18 protein-coding genes are annotated in these 17947 nt (G+C 65.0%); 7 read left to right on the top strand and 11 right to left on the bottom strand.

What is annotated here, in order from left to right:
* Positions 1-137 precede the first annotated feature (137 nt).
* Together HDG32_RS08025 and HDG32_RS08020 are read left to right on the top strand one after the other, a co-directional pair.
* Positions 138-596 (top strand): EVE domain-containing protein, encoded by a 459-nt coding sequence (locus tag HDG32_RS08025; RefSeq protein ID WP_184065310.1) that lies wholly within the window; start codon positions 138-140, stop codon positions 594-596.
* A gap of 244 nt (positions 597-840) precedes the next feature.
* Positions 841-1566, top strand: a complete 726-nt coding sequence (locus tag HDG32_RS08020; RefSeq protein ID WP_184065305.1) for an SIMPL domain-containing protein — start codon at positions 841-843, stop codon at positions 1564-1566.
* Positions 1567-1660: 94 nt separating this feature from the next.
* Here the strand turns inward: HDG32_RS08020 and lgt are convergent, their stop codons facing one another.
* A complete protein-coding gene (gene lgt / locus HDG32_RS08015; RefSeq protein ID WP_184065302.1) occupies positions 1661-2566 on the bottom strand; it encodes a prolipoprotein diacylglyceryl transferase in 906 nt (301 codons plus the stop codon).
* Positions 2567-2626: 60 nt separating this feature from the next.
* Positions 2627-3613: a LysR family transcriptional regulator gene (locus HDG32_RS08010; RefSeq protein WP_184065300.1), complete on the bottom strand. Its 987-nt coding sequence runs from the start codon at positions 3611-3613 to the stop codon at positions 2627-2629.
* A gap of 158 nt (positions 3614-3771) precedes the next feature.
* Between HDG32_RS08010 and ilvD the strand changes: the two genes are divergently transcribed.
* Both ilvD and HDG32_RS08000 read left to right on the top strand, forming a co-directional pair.
* Entirely contained in the window at positions 3772-5445 is a 1674-nt protein-coding gene (gene ilvD / locus HDG32_RS08005; RefSeq protein ID WP_184065298.1) for a dihydroxy-acid dehydratase, read from the top strand.
* Positions 5446-5592: 147 nt separating this feature from the next.
* On the top strand, positions 5593-5931 hold the full coding sequence (locus tag HDG32_RS08000; protein ID WP_184021035.1) for a c-type cytochrome: 339 nt from the start codon (positions 5593-5595) through the stop codon (positions 5929-5931).
* Positions 5932-5955: 24 nt separating this feature from the next.
* Here HDG32_RS08000 and HDG32_RS07995 read toward each other — a convergent pair whose 3' ends face one another.
* The 3 genes from HDG32_RS07995 to HDG32_RS07985 all read right to left on the bottom strand — a co-directional run bounded on the left by HDG32_RS07995 (position 5956) and on the right by HDG32_RS07985 (position 8839).
* Positions 5956-6774: a DUF2486 family protein gene (locus HDG32_RS07995; RefSeq protein WP_184065296.1), complete on the bottom strand. Its 819-nt coding sequence runs from the start codon at positions 6772-6774 to the stop codon at positions 5956-5958.
* A gap of 84 nt (positions 6775-6858) precedes the next feature.
* Positions 6859-7275, bottom strand: coding sequence for a DNA polymerase III subunit chi (locus HDG32_RS07990; protein ID WP_184065294.1), 417 nt, complete (start codon positions 7273-7275; stop codon positions 6859-6861).
* 52 nt (positions 7276-7327) lie between these two features.
* Positions 7328-8839 (bottom strand): leucyl aminopeptidase, encoded by a 1512-nt coding sequence (locus HDG32_RS07985; RefSeq protein ID WP_184065292.1) that lies wholly within the window; start codon positions 8837-8839, stop codon positions 7328-7330.
* A 139-nt stretch (positions 8840-8978) separates the two neighbouring features.
* Between HDG32_RS07985 and lptF the strand changes: the two genes are divergently transcribed.
* The 3 genes from lptF to HDG32_RS07970 are packed head-to-tail and all read left to right on the top strand — an operon-like array spanning position 8979 to position 11647.
* The gene (gene lptF, locus HDG32_RS07980; RefSeq protein ID WP_184065290.1) at positions 8979-10076 is read left to right on the top strand and encodes an LPS export ABC transporter permease LptF; all 1098 of its coding nucleotides are present in this window, start codon (positions 8979-8981) and stop codon (positions 10074-10076) included.
* Positions 10077-10079: 3 nt separating this feature from the next.
* Complete coding sequence (gene lptG, locus HDG32_RS07975) at positions 10080-11228, top strand: LPS export ABC transporter permease LptG (RefSeq protein ID WP_184065287.1); 1149 nt, start codon at positions 10080-10082, stop codon at positions 11226-11228.
* Positions 11229-11266: 38 nt separating this feature from the next.
* Positions 11267-11647, top strand: a complete 381-nt coding sequence (locus HDG32_RS07970) for a sirohydrochlorin chelatase (protein ID WP_184065284.1) — start codon at positions 11267-11269, stop codon at positions 11645-11647.
* 57 nt (positions 11648-11704) lie between these two features.
* Here the strand turns inward: HDG32_RS07970 and cobA are convergent, their stop codons facing one another.
* The 6 genes from cobA to HDG32_RS07940 form a co-directional block, all read right to left on the bottom strand.
* The gene (gene cobA, locus HDG32_RS07965) at positions 11705-12460 is read right to left on the bottom strand and encodes a uroporphyrinogen-III C-methyltransferase (RefSeq protein WP_090803404.1); all 756 of its coding nucleotides are present in this window, start codon (positions 12458-12460) and stop codon (positions 11705-11707) included.
* Positions 12461-12546: 86 nt separating this feature from the next.
* Positions 12547-13863, bottom strand: coding sequence for a sulfate adenylyltransferase subunit 1 (locus tag HDG32_RS07960; protein WP_184065281.1), 1317 nt, complete (start codon positions 13861-13863; stop codon positions 12547-12549).
* Between the two features lie 24 nt (positions 13864-13887).
* A complete protein-coding gene (gene cysD / locus HDG32_RS07955; RefSeq protein WP_184065278.1) occupies positions 13888-14850 on the bottom strand; it encodes a sulfate adenylyltransferase subunit CysD in 963 nt (320 codons plus the stop codon).
* Positions 14851-14951: 101 nt separating this feature from the next.
* Positions 14952-15698, bottom strand: coding sequence for a phosphoadenylyl-sulfate reductase (locus HDG32_RS07950; RefSeq protein WP_184065275.1), 747 nt, complete (start codon positions 15696-15698; stop codon positions 14952-14954).
* Entirely contained in the window at positions 15695-16237 is a 543-nt protein-coding gene (locus tag HDG32_RS07945; RefSeq protein WP_184065272.1) for a DUF934 domain-containing protein, read from the bottom strand. The genes HDG32_RS07950 and HDG32_RS07945 overlap by 4 nt, the downstream gene beginning before the upstream one ends.
* A 21-nt stretch (positions 16238-16258) precedes the next feature.
* Complete coding sequence (locus HDG32_RS07940; protein ID WP_184065269.1) at positions 16259-17938, bottom strand: nitrite/sulfite reductase; 1680 nt, start codon at positions 17936-17938, stop codon at positions 16259-16261.
* Positions 17939-17947 lie beyond the last annotated feature (9 nt).

Raw genomic sequence — 17947 nt, 5'->3', positions numbered from 1 at the left:
GGAACGGCATCGGACTTCGGTTCGATGCCGTTTTTCTTTGGTCGTCGTTTTTTCGTTTGAGCGCCTTTTTCAGGGGCTTTTCCGTACGCGCCTGCTGTTGGAGCGCTTCGTTCAATCTCACACGCTCACTCCGATTCATGCGCTACTGGCTGATGAAGTCCGAACCGGACGAAGCAAGCATCGACGACCTCGCCAACGCACCTCATCGCACCTTGCCGTGGACCGGCGTACGCAACTATCAGGCGCGCAACTTCATGCGCGACGTGATGCAGGTCGGCGACGGCGTGCTCTTCTATCATTCGAGCTGTCCGGAGCCCGGCATCGCGGGCATCGCGGAGGTCTCGTCGACCGCGTATCCGGACCCTACGCAGTTCGATAAAAAGAGTCCGTACTACGACGCGAAATCGTCGCCAGAAACGCCGCGCTGGATGCTCGTCGACGTCGTGTTCAAGAAGAAAATCGCGCTGATTCCGCTTGCCGCGCTGCGCGAGCATGCCGAATTGCAGGACATGCGCGTGCTCGCCAAAGGCAATCGCCTGTCGATCACGCCGGTGACCGAAGCCGAATGGCGCTTCATCACTAAACAGCTGGTTTAAGGGCGAACGCGCGACGCGGCACCTGTCGTGATCGCATCCAGGTCATCGTTTCCGATGCGGCGGCGAAGCACTAATTGGGGAACCAAGCGTCGGTAAAACGCGCCTAATCGGTCGACGAAAGCGTGAGCTCGAACCGGCCGCTCGACGGCAAGCCGATGCATTCGCCAGCGCATCCGTCAAACCGCGCGCCACACCCGGCGCTCGCGTCGAACGTGCACAACCTGTTCAAACAAGGATTCCAGTCATGACGACAAAAACCGCACGGTCCCTCGCACTTGCGCTCGCCTTGGGCGCGCCTGTGGCACTTGCACTGAACCCTGCGCCCGCTCGAGCGCAGACCATGATGCCGCAGCCTTCGGGCGTGCTGTCGCTGAATGCGCAGGCGAGCGCGGAAGTCCCGCAGGACGAAGTCGAAATCACGCTGTTTTACGAGCAGGAAGCGAGCGAGCCGTCGTCGCTGACGTCGACGCTGAACGAACGCGCCGACGCGGCATTGCAGAAAGCGCGCGGCGTCAGCGGCGTGACCGCGCGCTCGGGCGCGTTCTCGATCTTCCCGTCGACGGACCGCGACGGACGCATCACGACGTGGCGCGGCCGCACGGAAGTCGTGCTCGAATCGCGCGACTTCGCCGCGGCATCGAAGCTCGCCGGACAGATGGCATCGATCATGCAGGTTGGCAACGTGCGTTTCTCGCTGTCGCCGCAAGCGCAGCGCGCGGCCGAACAGCGGCTCAGCGGCGAGGCGATCAAATCGTTTCGCGAGCAGGCCGCGGCGGCCTCGCAGGCGTTCGGCTTTAGCGGCTATTCGATCCGCGAGGTCAACGTGAATCACAGCGGCGTGATGCCGCGTCCGATGATGATGATGAGCGCACGCGCGATGGGCGCCGACGCGAAGAGCGCGCCGCTGTCGCTCGAAGGCGGCACGTCGACGGTGACGGTCAACGTGTCGGGGTCGGTGCAGATGAAGTGACGCGCAAGCGCAAGCCCAAACAGAAAACGCCACGGCATCCATCGATGCCGTGGCGTTTTTTCATGCAACGCTCGCTACGCTAGCCGAGCGCCGCTCAGTTCGCGCCAACCGCCTGCGCCTGCTCGCGACGCCCACGGCGATACGCCCACACCATCAGGCCGATGCCCGCGAGAATCATGGGCAGCGACAGCCATTGACCCATCGACAGCCCCATCGCGAGCAGGCCGAGGAAATCGTCCGGCTCGCGCGCGAATTCGACCGTGAAGCGCGCCAGGCCGTAGCCGATCAGGAACATCGCGGAAATCGCGCCGAGCGGCTTCGGTTTGCGCGAGAAAAAGATCAGCACGAAGAACAGCGCCACGCCTTCGAGCGCTATCTCGTACAGCTCCGACGGATGTCGCGGCAGCATGTGATATTGCGCGAACACTTCGTTCAGATGCCATTGCGCGGCCAGTTGCGGATGCGCGGCGAGCCATGTGGCGTCGTCAGGCGCGGCGCCGGGAAACAGCATCGCCCACGGCGCGGACGGATCGGTCACGCGGCCCCACAGCTCGCCGTTGATGAAGTTGCCGAGGCGCCCCGCTGCGAGGCCCGTGGGCACCATCGGCGCGACGAAGTCGGTGACTTGCAGCCACGAGCGCTTGCGCTGATAAGCGAACAGCATCATCGCGATCGTCACGCCGAGAAAGCCGCCGTGAAACGACATGCCGCCTTCCCACACCTTGAAGATGTCGAGCGGATGCGCGAAATAAAAGCTCGCCTTGTAGAACAGCACATAGCCGAGCCGGCCGCCGAGGATCGTACCTAGCACGCCGTAGAACAGCATGTCGTCGATATCCTTCGCGGTCCAGCCTTGCGCGGCGACGTACGGCAGCCGCAGCCGCAGCCGGGCGACGACGATCGCCGCGACGAACGCGACGAGGTACATCAAGCCATACCAGCGCACGGCGAGCGGCCCCAGATGGATGGCGACAGGGTCGAAATTGGGGTGAATGAGCATCGTGTAGTTATGGGCAGTTCAGGTTCGAAAGCAGTTTTTACAGGGAATCAGAAGCGGGATCTAGACACGCGACGCGACGCTCGCCGCATGCGCGCGCACGATGTCGATGAAGCCCGCGAGCACCGGGCTGACCTCGTCGGTGCGCCAGACGAGGCCCGTCTCGATCGCGGGCACCGACTCGGACAGCGGCCGGTACACGACGCCCGTGCGCCGCAGGTTACGCAACGATTGCGGCACCAGCGCGACGCCCATGCCGGCCGACACGAGACTCACGATGGTCTGCATCTGGATCGCCTCCTGGCCGATCCGTGGCGCGAGGCCCGCAACGCCGTAGCAATCCATAATGATGTCATAAAAGCCTGGCGCGAGACGCCTTGGGAAGATCACGAGCGGCGCGTCGGCGACATCGCGCAGGCTGACGGGCATGTCGAGCCATTCGGCGGCGGGGTCTTCGGCGGCGCTGCCCTTGCCGTTTGCGTTCACGCTGCCCCGCAAGCCTTGCGCCATCTCCGTCGACATCGCGATCACGAGCGGCTCGCGCGCGATCGGCAGCCACGACAGCTGCGCCGCATGCCGCGACGGCAGCGGCGCGATCACCAGACCCGCGTCGATACGCCCGGCCACCAGTTCCTCGACCTGCACGTCGCTGGTCGCCTCGGTCAGTTCGAGCCGCACGCGCGGATGCCGCGCGCCGAAATCGCGCAGCAGCAGCGGCAGCAGGCCGTAATCCGCGGTCGACACGAACGCGAGCGACAGCACGCCCGCCTCGCCGCGCGCGAGGCTCTGCGCGAGCGGCCTGAGCCCTTCCGCGGCCGCGAGCAGCCGCTGCACCTCCGGCAACAGATCGGCGCCGACCGCCGTCAACTCGACCGAGCGCTTGGTGCGCGCGAACAGCTCGACGCCGAGCGTCTCCTCGAGCGCGCGGATCGCCTGCGACAGCGGCGGCTGCGTCATCGACAGACGCGCGGCCGCGCGCCCGAAGTGCTTTTCCTCGGCGACGGTAACGAAATAGCGCAACTGGCGCAGGTCGGGGATCGTCGGCAGCATGATTAATATATTTTACGACCTGAACAACCGCGAATAATACACACGACGCGTGTCACGCAAAACCGCCGGTTTGCACGGTCTGGCGGAACTACACTGAACGGATGCGCGCGCGGACGCCGCCGCGCGCTTTCATCAGAACAGCCAGACTGGAGCTCCCCATGGCCTACAACCGTCGTTCGAAGAACATCACGCAAGGCATCGCGCGTTCACCGAATCGCTCGATGTACTACGCGCTCGGCTACCAGAAGGAGGATTTCGACAAACCGATGATCGGCGTCGCCAACGGCCACTCGACGATTACGCCGTGCAACGCCGGCCTGCAGCGTCTCGCCGACGCGGCCGTCACCGCGATCAGGCGCGCCGACGCGAACCCGCAGACCTTCGGCACGCCGACGATCTCGGACGGCATGTCAATGGGCACCGAGGGCATGAAGTACTCGCTCGTGTCGCGCGAGGTGATCGCCGATTGCATCGAGACCTGCGTGCAAGGGCAATGGATGGACGGCGTGGTCGTGATCGGCGGCTGCGACAAGAACATGCCGGGCGGCATGATCGGCCTCGCGCGCATGAACGTGCCGGGCATCTACGTGTACGGCGGCACGATCCGGCCGGGCAACTGGAAAGGCACCGATCTGACGATCGTATCGTCGTTCGAGGCGGTCGGCGAATTCACGGCGGGCCGCATGTCGCAGGAGGATTTCGAGGGCATCGAGAAAAATGCGTGTCCGTCGACCGGTTCGTGCGGCGGCATGTACACGGCCAATACGATGAGCTCGTCGTTCGAGGCGCTCGGCATGTCGCTCATGTATTCGTCGACGATGGCGAATCCCGACCAGGAGAAGGTCGACTCGGCCGCCGAATCGGCGCGTGTGCTCGTCGAAGCCGTCAAGAAGGATCTGAAGCCGCGCGACATCATCACGAAGCAGTCGATCGAAAACGCGGTTGCCTTGATCATGGCGACCGGCGGCTCGACCAACGCGGTGCTGCACTACCTGGCGATCGCGCACGCGGCCGAGATCGAATGGACGATCGAGGACTTCGAGCGCATGCGCAAAAAAGTGCCGGTGATCTGCAACCTGAAGCCGTCGGGCCAGTACGTCGCCACCGATCTGCACAAGGCGGGCGGCATTCCGCAGGTGCTGAAGATCCTGCTCGACGCCGGGCTTCTGCACGGCGATTGCATGACGATCACCGGCAAAACGATCGCCGAGGAGTTGAAGGACGTACCAGCCAAGCCGCGCAGCGATCAGCAGGTGATCTTCCCGATCGACAAGGCGCTCTACGCCGAAGGCCATCTCGCGATCCTGAAGGGCAATCTGGCCGAAGACGGCGCGGTCGCCAAGATCACCGGGCTCAAGAACCCCGTCATCACGGGCCCGGCGCGCGTGTTCGACGACGAGCAGAGCGCGCTCGAAGCGATCCTCGCCGACAAGATCGTCGCCGGCGACGTCGTCGTGCTGCGCTATCTTGGCCCGAAGGGCGGCCCCGGCATGCCGGAAATGCTCGCGCCGACCTCGGCGATCATCGGCAAGGGGCTCGGCGAATCGGTCGGGCTCATCACCGACGGCCGCTTCTCGGGCGGCACCTGGGGCATGGTGGTTGGGCACGTCGCGCCGGAGGCGTTCGTCGGCGGCACGATCGCGCTCGTGCAGGAAGGAGATTCGATCACGATCGACGCGCACCGGCTGCTGCTGCAACTGAACATCGACGATGCCGAGCTGCAGCGCCGCCGCGCCGCATGGCAGGCGCCGAAACCGCGCTACACACGCGGCGTGATGGCCAAGTATTTCGCGCTCGCGCAGCCGGCGAATCGAGGGGCGGTGACGGGGTAATGACCGCGGCCGGCGTGGCCCGCCCCGACAGGGATAACCCGCCGCCACGTTACGCGAAAACGCAAGGGGCGCACGAAAATCCGTGCGCCCCATTGCTCTTATAATGCGTGCACCACGAGCCGGGCATCTGCACTGGCGGAGACCATAATGAAATCGATGTCGTACGCAGCCGTGGCAGCCACTGTTGCGCTCGCCGCCGCATTGAGCGCCGCCAGTCCCGCAGCCCGAGCCGAAACAGCCGGGCTCGCGCTCGCCCAGCAGAAGAACTGCATGAGCTGCCACTCGGTCACTCGCCCGTTCATGGGGCCGGCGCTGCACGACGTTGCAGCCCGCTATGCGGGCCGCAACGACGCCGCCTCCTATCTGAAGCGCAAGATCCTCGATGGCGGCACCGGCGTATGGGGAACCGTGCCGATGCCCGCGAACACGCAACTGACGCCCGATCAGGCGGCCACGCTGGCGGCTTGGGTGCTGACGCTCAAATAACGGCGCTCTCAGGTCACCGCGGCGTCAACGCGAGCGCCGCGCGATTTCTTCTTCCACCGCTTCACGTACCCAGTCGGTCATCTCGGCTTCGAGCGTCTGCGCGACCTCGCGCGTGATCTGGCTCACGAGCAGACTCGTGTGCTGCTGCACTGCATCACGGCAGCGCGCCTCGATGATGCCGCGCCCCTCGCCCGTCAGAAAACGCTGGAAGCGTCCGTGCAAACGTGCGGCGAGTGCGTCGGCATCGAGTGTGGGCTGAGCGGGAGCGGCTTCGTGCGCGCCTTCATGGTCGATATCCGGCGGCACGGTCGCGCCGGCTTCGAGCGGTATGAAGGGCTCGGTACGATCGAACACGCCGGGCGACACCTCCACGTCCTCATGCAAGTCGTCATGCCCATGTCGCACATGAATGCCGTGATGCGGCCGTGCGTGTTTTCTCGGGCGCGTGTGATCAGCCACGTGCGGCTGATGAAGCTCGGTCTGCGCGAGAGGCTCATGCTCCGCCGCATGCGGGGCTTCTCGCGTCGGCATCGGCTCCGGCACGAGCACGGGCTCCGGCGAACTCAGTTGCTCGGGCGTGGGCACCGGTTGGGGCGCGAGTACCGGCTCGGGCGCCAGCGTCGGGTCGGCTCGATGCACGGGCGGTGGCACGAACGCGGGCTCCGTGCGGGAAGCGGGCTCGGGCACCGCCGCCGGTTGCGCGACGGCTGGGCTTGCGGGCTCGGCACCCGGCTGGGATGCAGGCGCGGCGGCATCGGTCGACGCCTCGCGCGTCTCGCGCGCGCGGCCCGGCACGAGGACCTCGTTCAGGACCGGAATCGAATTGTCGTGGGGATCGGACACGTGCGCTCTCCGTGTTTGAGTCGAAGCCAGGGCAGGCGGTCCGCATGCCGCGTTCCTCGCGGCCATGACGCGCAGCGCAACGAACTAGCCGCCCTGCTTGTAGTTGTTCAAAGCATAGCCGCGATCGCGATAGAAGCGATAGCGCTCGCGGCCCGCGGCGAGTTCCTCGTGTGCGTTACCGACCACTTCGAGCAATCTTTCGAAGCGCGCGAACTGCGCCGGCACCGATGCGCCCAGATTGAGCAGCACCTGATGATGCGGCACGTCGTCGAGATTCGTGGCCAGCACGACGGGCGTGTCGGTGGCAAGCGGCGCGCCCGCCATGCAGTGCGGCACGAAGTCGAGCGGCGAGAAGGTCCACAGCATTTCGTCGAAGGCGCGCAGGCGCGCGGGCTCGGCCAGCACGACGAGCGGCTGGCCCGCCAGATACGCCTTGCGCACGAGGCGGCACGCGTACAGCAGCGAATCGCCGACGTTCGAGTGAAAGTCGATTCTCGTCATCGGCCGCTCCGCGCCGCTTGCCGCGCGCCGTGCGCGCGCTTACCGCACTGCGTCATTGGCCGGCGCGGTCGATCAGGAACTGCGCGAGCAGCGGCACCGGACGGCCCGTCGCGCCCTTCGCGGTGCCGCTCTTCCACGCGGTGCCGGCGATGTCGAGATGCGCCCACGGGTACGAATCCGTGAAACGCGACAGAAAGCACGCGGCCGTCACGCTGCCCGCCGGACGCCCGCCGATATTCGCGACGTCCGCGAAGTTCGACTTCAGCTGGTCCTGGTACTCGTCGTCGAGCGGCAGGCGCCATGCCGGGTCGGCCGCTTCGCGCGACGCGTCAAGCAGTTCTCCGGCGAGCGCGTCGTCCTTCGAGAACAGGCCGCTGTTGTGATGGCCGAGCGCGATGATGCAGGCGCCCGTCAGCGTCGCGATGTCGATGACCGCGGCCGGCTTGAAGCGCTCCGCGTAGGTGAGCGCGTCGCACAGAATCAGGCGGCCCTCGGCGTCGGTGTTCAGCACCTCGATCGTGAGGCCCTTCATGCTGGTGACGATGTCGCCCGGCTTGGTGGCCGTGCCCGACGGCATGTTCTCGACGGCCGGAATGATGCCGACCACGTTGATCTTCAGGCCCAACTCGGCGACCGCGCGCAGCGTGCCGAGCACCGAGCCCGCGCCGCACATGTCGTATTTCATCTCGTCCATGCCCTCGCCCGGCTTCAGCGAGATGCCGCCCGTGTCGAACGTGACGCCCTTGCCGACCAGCACGACCGGCGCGGCCTTCGCGGCGGCGCCCTGGTACTGCAGCACGATGAACTGCGCCGGCTCGACCGCGCCCGCGGTGACCGACAGGAACGAGCCCATCTTCAGCGCTTCACACTGTTTCTCGCCGAGCACCTCGACCTTCAGCTTCCAGTCTTTCGCGAGCTTCTTCGCGGTGTTCGCCAGATAGGTCGGCGTGCAGACGTTGCTCGGCAGATTGCCGAGCTCGCGCGTCAGGTCCATGCCGTTGGCGAGCGCGGTGCCCTGCCTGGCGGCGAGCTTGGCGGCCTTCTCGTCACCGGTGTTGACGCTGAACACGATGCGCTTCAACGCGCGCGGCGTGTTGTCCGGCTTGCTCTTCAGTTGCGTGAAGCGGTAGGTCAACTCGCGCAGCGCGAGGATCGCGGCGCGCACACACCAGTCGGCCGTGCGTTCGAGCACCGGCAGTTGCGCGAGCGTGAACGTGACCTGCACGATCTTCGTGCCGAGCAGCGCGCGCCATGCGGCGCGGACCGCCTCGCCGTAGGCTTTCTGACTGAAAGCGTCCTGTTTGCCGAGCCCGACGAGCAGCACGCGCGACGCGCCGATGCCCGACACCTCGTGCAGGAACAGCGTGGTACCCGCCTTGCCGTCCATGTCGCCTGCCTTGATGACGCGCGTGAGCAGGCCCTTGGTGGCCGCGTCGATCTCCAGCGCGGCGCCCGACAGCGTTTGCGACTCGAACACGCCGATCACGATGCAATCGGATTTCCCGGTCAGGAAACCGTTCGTCGAGCCTTTGGTCCAATCACAGGCTTTTATGCTAAAGTCCATCGCGCTTGTCCTCGGATAAAATCTGGGCTTAAGATGAAAGCCGCAATTATCCGCTATTTTTCCCGCGGCGGCTGCACCGGAGGCGTGACGGGAACGAACACCCCCGCGTCGCCGTGAGCGCCCCCTCTCGTCATCAACAATGATCTTTGAACGCTCCCTCCAGCGCGAGCTCGCGTACACGGCTGGCGCCGTGTTCATGGTTCTCCTCACGCTCGTGCTGACGACGATGATGATCCGCATCGTCGGCTTCGCGGCCTCGGGCGAGGTCGACCCGCGCGACGTGCTGGTCCTGATCGGCCTCACCGTAATCGGCTATCTGGCCATCATGCTCGTCGCGACGCTGTTCGTGTCGATCCTGTTCGTGCTCACGCGCTGGTACCAGGACTCCGAGATGGTCGTGTGGCTGTCCTCGGGCGTCAGTCTCACGCAATTCATCAAGCCGATCGGCATTTTCGCCACGCCGATCATCATCCTGATCATGTTCTTCGTGTTCGTCGGCTGGCCGTGGTCGAACCAGCAGAGCAAGCTGATCCGCGCGCGCTTCCAGCAGCGCGACGAAGTCTCGCTGCTCGCGCCGGGGCAGTTCCGCGAATCGCCGACCACGCATCGCGTGTTCTTCATCGAGAAGATGTCGCCCGACCAGGGACATGTGGAAAACGTGTTCGTGACGAGCACCGAGGGCGGCAAGATCAACGTCGTGGTGTCGAAGAACGGCCACATCGAGACGCACAAGAACGGCGACCGCTTCGTCGTGCTGGAAAACGGCCGCCGCTACGACGGCGAACCGGGCCACCCCGATTTCCGCATCATGGAGTTCGAGCGCTACGGCGTGAAGATCCAGAGCCAGCCGGTCGTCAATACGCCGACCACCACCGGCTTGCCGACGCTCACGCTGCTGCGCAATCCCACTAAAGAGAACCTCGCCGAATTCGCGTGGCGCGCGGGTCTTCCGTTGATCGCGATCAACCTGATGCTGCTCGCCATTCCGCTCGCGCACCAGAACCCGCGGCGCAGCCGCACGATCAACCTCGTGATGGCCGTGTTGATCTACCTCACTTATTCGAATCTGCTGAACGTCGTGCAGGCGTGGATCGAGCAGGGCAAGATGTCGTTCGGCGTCGGGCTCGTGATCCTGCATGTGATCGTGCTCGGGATCGTCGCGTTCATCTTCTGGATGCGGGTGCGCAACCGGCCGCTATTTACGCGCGCCATGTTCAGCCGTTCGCAGGGAGCCTGAGCGATGCGCATTTATGAAAGGTATTTCGCGCGTCAGATCTATCTCACGTTCGTGTTCATCCTGTTTGCATTTTCAGGTCTGTTCTTCTTCTTCGACCTGATCAACGAACTGAACTCGGTCGGCCACGGCAACTACAAGTTTCAGTACGCGGTGCTGCGCGTCGCGCTGCAAACGCCGTCGCGTTTCTACGAAATCATTCCGGTCGCGGCGCTGATCAGCGCGATCTACGTGTTCGCGCAGATGGCGGCGAACTCCGAATACACGATCTTCCGCGTATCAGGCCTCGCGACGAATCAGGCGCTGCGCTCGCTGCTGAAGATCGGCATTCCGCTCGTGATCGTCACCTATCTGATCGGCGAAGTGGTCGGCCCGTATACGGATCAGCTCTCCGAGCGCGTGCGGCTCGAGGCGCTCGGCTCGTCGGTGTCAAGCAACTTCCAGTCGGGCGTGTGGGTCAAGGACACGCTGACCGAGCGCGCCGACGGCGAGCAGGTCACGCGCTTCGTCAACGTCGGCGAGCTGAAGCCCGACGCGACGATCAGCAACGTGCGCATCTACGAGTTCGATTCGAAGTTCCGCCTGACGAACATTCGCATCGCGCAGAGCGGCCGCTATCAGCCGCCGGGCCACTGGCTGCTGACCGGCGTGACCGATACGCAACTGCTCGACGTGGCCCCCGCTCCGGGTACGCCGGCAGATGCGCTCAATCCGGTCTATCGCGCGAAGCAGGTCACGCTGCCCGAGTATTCGCTGCGCTCGGAGCTGACGCCGCAGATCCTGTCGGTGCTGCTGGTGTCGCCGGACCGGATGTCGATGTTCAATCTGTTCCGCTATATCCAGCATCTGACCGAAAACCATCAGGACACGCAGCGCTATGAAATCGCGCTGTGGCGCAAGGTGCTGTATCCGTTCGCGGTGTTCGTGATGCTGGTGCTGTCGCTGCCGTTCGCGTATCTGCATACGCGCGCGGGCGTGGTCGGCGTGAAGGTGTTCGGCGGCATCATGCTCGGCATGAGCTTCCAGCTGTTCAACACGCTGTTCTCGCATATCGGCACACTCAATACGTGGCCCGCGCCGTTGACCGCGGCGACACCTGGGCTCGTCTACCTGGTGCTGGGGCTCGTCGGCTTGAAGTGGGTCGACCGGCACTAACGCCAGTGCGTTGAGGGGCATCGTCAGGAGCTGATGCGATGGCTATGCACGGACTGATTCTGTTTGGCCACGGCGCGCGCGATGCGCGCTGGCGCGAGCCGTTCGAACGGCTCGCCGACAAGCTGCGCGCCGCGCGCGCGGCGACGGGCGAAGCTCCTGCGGTTACGCTCGCCTTTCTCGAACTGATGGAACCCGACCTGCCGACGGCCGTCGCGCAACTCGTCACGCAAGGCTGCGATGCGATCACCGTGGTGCCGGTGTTCTTCGGGCAAGGCGGTCATGTCCGCAAGGATTTGCCCGCGATCGTCGATCATTGCCGCGCCGCGCATCCCGGTGTCGAGATTCACTGCGCGGTGGCAGTCGGCGAGGATGATTCGGTGCTCGATGCGCTCGCGCAGTATTGCCTGCGGCAGCTCTGATTTTTTCGTTCTGGTTGCTCAGATTCGCCGCTCTCGGGTCGGCCCCGCCGAGGATATTCAGGCCGCGACCAGCATCCCGTTCGACGAGCGCTTCGCCTCGGTCTGCCGCGCCGCGAACGCCTCGCCGATCATCAACAGACTCGGCTGCGACGCATCGACCCAGCGCTGCGCTTCGCCGGCCGCAAGATCTTCCAACGTCAGCGTCAGCATGCGTTCGCGCGGCGTGCTGCACGCCTCGACGATCGCCACGGGCGTCGTCGCGGGCTTGCCAGCATCGATCAGTTGCTGCGCGATTTCGACGCCGCTGTCGCGGCCCATGTAGAACACCAGCGAATCGGCGTTGACCTGCTCGCGGATCTCATCGGAACCTGGCGCGCGGCTGAACGTCGCGAGCGCGACGCTGCGCGACACGCCGCGCAGCGTCAGCGAACGCTTCAGCGTGGCCGCGCTCGCCAGTGCGGCGGTGATACCCGGCACGACCTCATACTCGATGCCCGCGGCTTCGAGCGCGCGCATCTCTTCGTCGGCGCGGCCGAACAGCATCGGATCGCCGCCCTTCAAACGCACGACTACGTCGTGCTCCAAAGCCGCATCGACGATCTGCTTGTTGATGAACTGTTGGGCCGTCGATAGCTGGCCGCAGCGCTTGCCGACCGCAATGCGCTTCGCGCGCGCGGGCGCGTAGTCGAGCATCGCCGGCTCGACCAGCGCGTCGTGCAGCACGACGTCGGCGGCGCCGAGCAGCCGCGCGCCGCGCACCGTGATCAGGTCCGCGGCACCGGGTCCCGCGCCGATCAGATAAACCTTACCCATTGACATCAACCTGTTCGTTGGAGCGTACGCGGCGGCGCGTTGCGCCGCCTGTGTGGCCCATCCGTCGCCTGCTAGCCTTGCCGTGCTCAGGCGGAAAACGCGCGGATCATGCCGGCGGCGACCGTGTGGTTCGTCGCCTCGTCGATCAGCACGAACGCACCGGTGCCCTGATGCGAGTCGTACGCGTCGCACACGAGCGGCTTCTGCAAGGTCAGCGCGACACGACCGATGTCGTTCATCGCCAGTTCCTTGCGATCGGTCGCCTGCGACAGCGTATGCACGTCGAGCACTTCCTTGATCGCGCCGATCCTGGCGAACACCGTGCTGGTGGTCTGCTTCAGCAGATACTTGCGCTGCGTCGACAGCGGCGTGTCGTCGAACCAGCAGAGGTCGGCTTCGAGCTTCTTCGCCGGCTCCGGCGCCGCTTCGCGCAGCACGAAGGTGTCGCCGCGCGACACGTCGACGTCTTCGGTGAGACGGATCGTCACCGTCTGACCGGCGAACGCACGGTCCACCTGCGCGGTGCCGCCGACCACCGGCGCGATGATCTCGGCCACGGTCGCTTCGCGATTGGCCGGCAACACGACGATCGTGTCGCCGAGCTTCACTTCGCCCGATTCGACCCGGCCCATGTAGCCGCGGAAATCGTCGGCCCGGCTGCCGTCCTGGCGCGCGACCCACTGCACTGGAAAGCGCAGCGCCTCGCCGCTCGCGGTTTCGACCGGCAGCGCTTCGAGCACGTCGAGCAGCGGCTCGCCCGCGTACCACGGCATGCGCTCGCTCGCCGTGACGATGTTGTCGCCCTTCAGCGCCGACACCGGCACGAAGCGCACGTCCTGCAGACCGAGGTGACGCGCGAGCTCGACGTACGCGTCGCGGATCTCGTTGAAGCGCGCTTCGCTGTAGTCGACGAGGTCCATCTTGTTGATCGCCACGATCACGTGCTGCAGACCGAGCAGCTTGACGATCGCGCTATGACGCTTGGTTTGCGGCAGCAGTTGCGCGACGCCGTTGTCGAACGTCACGCGCGTCGCGTCGACGAGAATGATCGCCGCATGCGCGGTCGACGCGCCCGTCACCATGTTGCGCGTGTACTGCTCATGGCCCGGCGTATCGGCGATGATGAACTTACGCCTGGCGGTGGCGAAGTAGCGGTAGGCGACGTCGATCGTGATGCCCTGCTCGCGCTCGGCTTCGAGGCCGTCGGTCAACAGCGACAGATCGATTTCATCGCCGACGGTGCGCTTGTTCTTCGCGCGCGACAGCGCCGAGAGCTGGTCGCTCAATACCGCCTTGCTGTCGTACAGCAGGCGGCCGATCAGCGTGCTCTTGCCGTCGTCGACGCTGCCCGCGGTGATGAAACGCAGCACGCCGAGGTCTTCTGGTTGATGAATACTGCTCATGGTTGCATTGCCCTAGTCGTGTGCTTAGAAATAACCCTGCTTCTTGCGCTGCTCCATCGCCGCTTCCGACACCTGGTCGTCCATCCGCGTCGCGCCGCGTTCCGTGATTTCGGTGACGGCCGTCTCGGCGATGATCTTTTCGATGACGTCCGCGTCGCTTTCGACCGGGCACGTGCAGCTGATGTCGCCGACCGTGCGGAAACGCACGAGCGCCTGTTCGCTCGTCTCACCTTCGCGCATCGGCGTGAGCGGCGTGACCGGCACGAGCAGGCCGTTGCGGCGCACGATCTCGCGCTGGTGCGCGTAGTAGATCGACGGCAGTTCGAGCTGTTCACGCGCGATGTACTGCCACACGTCGAGCTCGGTCCAGTTCGAGATCGGGAACACGCGCATGTGTTCGCCGTTGTGCAGACGCGCGTTGTACAGGCTCCACAGTTCCGGGCGCTGCGCCTTCGGGTCCCACTGGCCGAATTCGTCACGGAACGAGAAGATGCGCTCTTTCGCGCGGGCCTTTTCCTCGTCGCGGCGCGCGCCGCCGATCATCGCGGTATAGCCGTACTGCTCGATGGTTTCGAGCAGCGTCACCGCCTGCGCGGCATTGCGCGAATCCGTTTCGCGACGCAGACGCACGGTGCCGCGCTTGATCGAATCTTCAACATGGCCGACCACCAGTTCAGCACCGATCTCTTGCGCGCGACGATCGCGGAAGTCGATCACTTCGTCGTAGTTGTGGCCCGTGTCGATATGCACGAGCGGGAACGGTAGCTGCGTTTTGCGGTTCGCGCCGAGGCCGAACGCCTTCAGCGCGAGCGCGAGCACCACGACCGAGTCCTTGCCGCCCGAAAACAGCAGCGCCGGCTTGCTGCATTCGGCAACCAGTTCGCGCAGGATGTGAATCGACTCGGCTTCGAGCCAATCGAGGTGATCCATCCGGTTGACCGTGTTGGCAAGCGGAGCGTTGACAGAGGAATCGAGCGTGGTGCTCATAGCGGGTCCTTCGTTGGTTCGCCCGGCAAGCGCTGCTCGCACGGGCGAAAATATTCAGATCGGTTTCGGCAGTAATGCGCCGCAAGCTCGGTACGCGGCGCTCAGGCCGACGCGTTTTCGTTGCGCTCGACCGCAATCGGAGTAATCGCCGTGATATGCAAGCCGCATTCCTTCGTATCGCGCGACTCCCACCACCAGCGCCCCGCCCGGCTGTCTTCGCCGGGGCGGATCGCACGCGTACACGGCTCGCAGCCGATGCTCGGATAACCGCGCGCATGCAGCGGATTGACCGGCACGTCGAACGCACTAAGATAATCCCAGACTTCGGCTTCGGTCCAGTCCGCGAGTGGATTGAACTTGGCGATGTTGCGCGCGTCGTCGTGCTCTTCCTGGTGCAGCTCGGCACGCGTGACCGATTGCTCGCGACGCTGCCCGGTCACCCAGGCGCTGACCTCGGCAAGCGCGCGATTGAGCGGCTCGACCTTGCGGATCTCGCAGCAGCGCTTGCGCAGCTCGACGCTTTCATAGAATGCGTTCAGACCGTGCCCGTTCACATACTGCTCGACCGCGGCCGCCTGCGGATGAAACTGCTCGATGTCGTAGCCGTAGCGCTCTTTCACGCGGTCGAGCATGCCGAGCGTTTCCGCATGCAGACGCCCCGTGTTCAGCGAAAAGATGCCGATCTTCACGCCGCGCGACAGGATCGCATGCGTGAGCAGCATGTCTTCGGCCGCGAGGCTGCTCGCGAGCTTCACGTTCGCGTGACGCGCGGCGATCGAGTCGAGCAGCGCGTCGAGACGCTCGACCTTCGCTGCGAGCTCCGGGCTCAACGATTGCGCGGTGCTCATGCCGGGACCTTGGCGGCGCCAGCCTGCGCGGCACGGCGGCGGAACAGCGGCGACGTGTCCACGGCGCCCTGGTACTGCACGCTAAAGTCGTCGAACGCTTTCAACGCGTCGTTGATGTCCTTGTCGGCGCGCAGTGCATACGCGTCGAAGCCGCAGCGGAACATGAACGTGATCTGGTCGCGCAGCACGTCGCCGATCGCGCGCAGTTCGCCCTTGTAGCCATAGCGCTCGCGCAGCAGACGGCCGATGCTGTAGCCACGGCCGTCGCGGAACACCGGGAAGTCCACGGCGATCAGGGCGAGCTTGTCGAAGTCGCCGACGAGGTCCGCAGGTTCGTTATCCGGCGCGAGCCACACGCCGATGTCGGCGGCTTGACGCGCGGCCACGAGCGCTTCACGCGCGGCCTGCCACAGCGCCAGCGGCACGATGACCTTGCCGGCCGGCAGTTCGGCCACTGTCGGCAAAGCGCCGTCTTCCGCGGCACGCACGACGCTCCAGTCGTCGTTGACGATCGCGCGGTTCTTGATGATTGAAGCCATCTGTTCAGTATCCTTTCGCGGTTACGCGTGAGCCGGTTGACGCGCGGCGTACACGCGCTCCTTGAACGGCGCGATGCCGATGCGGGTGTACGTATCGATGAAACGCTCGCCTTCCTGGCGGTTTTCCACGAACGTATCGATCACCTTCGTCATCACGTCGGGCATTTCCTCGGCCGAGAACGACGGGCCGATCACACGGCCAAGGTGAGCGCCGGTCGCGCCGGTGCCCTGCTCGCCGCCGAGCGTCACCTGGTACCACTCGGAGCCGTCCTTGTCGACGCCCAGAATGCCGATGTTGCCGACGTGATGGTGACCGCACGCGTTGATGCAGCCCGAGATGTTCAGCGACAAGTCGCCGAGGTCGTGCACGTAGTCGAGATCGTTGAAACGTTCCTGGATCGCGAGCGCGATCGGAATCGACTTCGCATTCGCGAGCGAGCAGAAGTCACCGCCCGGGCACGAGATGATGTCGGTCAACAAGCCGATGTTCGGCGTCGCGAAACCCTGCGCCTTGGCCTTTTCCCACAGCGCGAACAGGTCGCGCTTCTTGACGTCGGCGAGGATCAGGTTCTGTTCGTGCGACACGCGGACCTTGCCGAACGAGTATTCGTCGGCCCAGTCGGCGACCGCGTCCATCTGCACGTCCGTCGCGTCGCCCGGCGCAACCGTGGTCGGCTTCAGCGACAGCGTGACCGACGCGTAGCCCGCCACCTTGTGCGGACGCACGTTACGCTCGACCCAGCGCGCGAACGCGCGGTTTTCCAGCAGATGCTTTTCGAACGACGTGTCGGTGTCCGGCAGCTTGTCGTAAGCGGGCGGCGCGAAGTATTGCGTCACGCGATCCACTTCGGCCTGGGTGAGCGTCGACGGACCGTCCTTCAGGTGCTGCCACTCTTCTTCGACCTGCGCGGCGAACTTCTCCGGCGACAGCGCCTTCACCAGAATCTTGATACGCGCCTTGTACATGTTGTCGCGGCGGCCGTAGCGGTTGTACACACGCAGCACGGCTTCGCAGTAGGTCAGCAGGTGCTGCCACGGCAGATCGCGGCGGATCACCGCGCCGACGATCGGCGTGCGGCCCAGACCACCACCGGCGAGGATGTCGGCCACCAGTTCGCCCTGTTCGTTCTTGCGCAGATACACGCCCATGTCGTGGATCTGCACAGCCGCGCGGTCTTCCTTCGAACCCGACACGGCGATCTTGAACTTGCGCGGCAGCCACGCGAATTCGGGGTGGAACGTCGACCATTGACGCAGGATTTCGGCCCACGGACGCGGATCGACGACTTCGTCGGGCGCGACGCCGGCGAATTGATCGGCGGTGATGTTGCGAATGCAGTTGCCCGAGGTCTGAATGCCGTGCATCTGCACCGAGGCGAGCTTGCGCAGGATTTCCGGCGTTTCTTCGAGCTTGATCCAGTTGTACTGGATGTTCGAACGCGTCGAGAAATGGCCGTAGCCGCGGTCGTGTTCGCGCGCGATCTGCGCGAGCACGCGCATCTGGTCGCTGCGCAAGTTGCCGTACGGAATCGCGATGCGGTGCATGTACGCGTGGCGCTGGTAATACAGACCGTTCTGCAGGCGCAGCGGACGGAATTCCTCTTCGCTCAATTCGCCCGACAAGCGGCGGCGAACCTGATCGGCGTACTGCGCGACCCGTTCATCGACGATGGTCTGGTCGTACTGATCGTATTGGTACATTCGGGGGCC

This window comes from Paraburkholderia sp. CI2 (assembly GCF_014201055.1).
Taxonomy (GTDB): domain Bacteria; phylum Pseudomonadota; class Gammaproteobacteria; order Burkholderiales; family Burkholderiaceae; genus Paraburkholderia; species Paraburkholderia tuberum.
Note: the sequence above shows the minus strand (reverse complement) of the source record. Positions and strands in the feature narration are given on the sequence as shown.

Bases quoted from the DNA above. Each gene is read 5' to 3' on its own strand.
- HDG32_RS07945 (WP_184065272.1), bottom strand. From the start codon at position 16,237: ATGGCTTCAATCATCAAGAACCGCGCGATCGTCAACGACGACTGGAGC.
- HDG32_RS07970 (WP_184065284.1), top strand. From the start codon at position 11,267: ATGGCTATGCACGGACTGATTCTGTTTGGCCACGGCGCGCGCGATGCG.
- HDG32_RS08000 (WP_184021035.1), top strand. From the start codon at position 5,593: ATGAAATCGATGTCGTACGCAGCCGTGGCAGCCACTGTTGCGCTCGCC.
- HDG32_RS08010 (WP_184065300.1), bottom strand. From the start codon at position 3,613: ATGCTGCCGACGATCCCCGACCTGCGCCAGTTGCGCTATTTCGTTACC.
- HDG32_RS07960 (WP_184065281.1), bottom strand. From the start codon at position 13,863: ATGAGCAGTATTCATCAACCAGAAGACCTCGGCGTGCTGCGTTTCATC.
- HDG32_RS07985 (WP_184065292.1), bottom strand. From the start codon at position 8,839: ATGGACTTTAGCATAAAAGCCTGTGATTGGACCAAAGGCTCGACGAAC.
- lptG (WP_184065287.1), top strand. From the start codon at position 10,080: ATGCGCATTTATGAAAGGTATTTCGCGCGTCAGATCTATCTCACGTTC.
- ilvD (WP_184065298.1), top strand. From the start codon at position 3,772: ATGGCCTACAACCGTCGTTCGAAGAACATCACGCAAGGCATCGCGCGT.
- HDG32_RS07990 (WP_184065294.1), bottom strand. From the start codon at position 7,275: ATGACGAGAATCGACTTTCACTCGAACGTCGGCGATTCGCTGCTGTAC.
- lptF (WP_184065290.1), top strand. From the start codon at position 8,979: ATGATCTTTGAACGCTCCCTCCAGCGCGAGCTCGCGTACACGGCTGGC.
- HDG32_RS08020 (WP_184065305.1), top strand. From the start codon at position 841: ATGACGACAAAAACCGCACGGTCCCTCGCACTTGCGCTCGCCTTGGGC.
- HDG32_RS08025 (WP_184065310.1), top strand. From the start codon at position 138: ATGCGCTACTGGCTGATGAAGTCCGAACCGGACGAAGCAAGCATCGAC.
- HDG32_RS07940 (WP_184065269.1), bottom strand. From the start codon at position 17,938: ATGTACCAATACGATCAGTACGACCAGACCATCGTCGATGAACGGGTC.
- cysD (WP_184065278.1), bottom strand. From the start codon at position 14,850: ATGAGCACCACGCTCGATTCCTCTGTCAACGCTCCGCTTGCCAACACG.
- cobA (WP_090803404.1), bottom strand. From the start codon at position 12,460: ATGGGTAAGGTTTATCTGATCGGCGCGGGACCCGGTGCCGCGGACCTG.
- lgt (WP_184065302.1), bottom strand. From the start codon at position 2,566: ATGCTCATTCACCCCAATTTCGACCCTGTCGCCATCCATCTGGGGCCG.
- HDG32_RS07950 (WP_184065275.1), bottom strand. From the start codon at position 15,698: ATGAGCACCGCGCAATCGTTGAGCCCGGAGCTCGCAGCGAAGGTCGAG.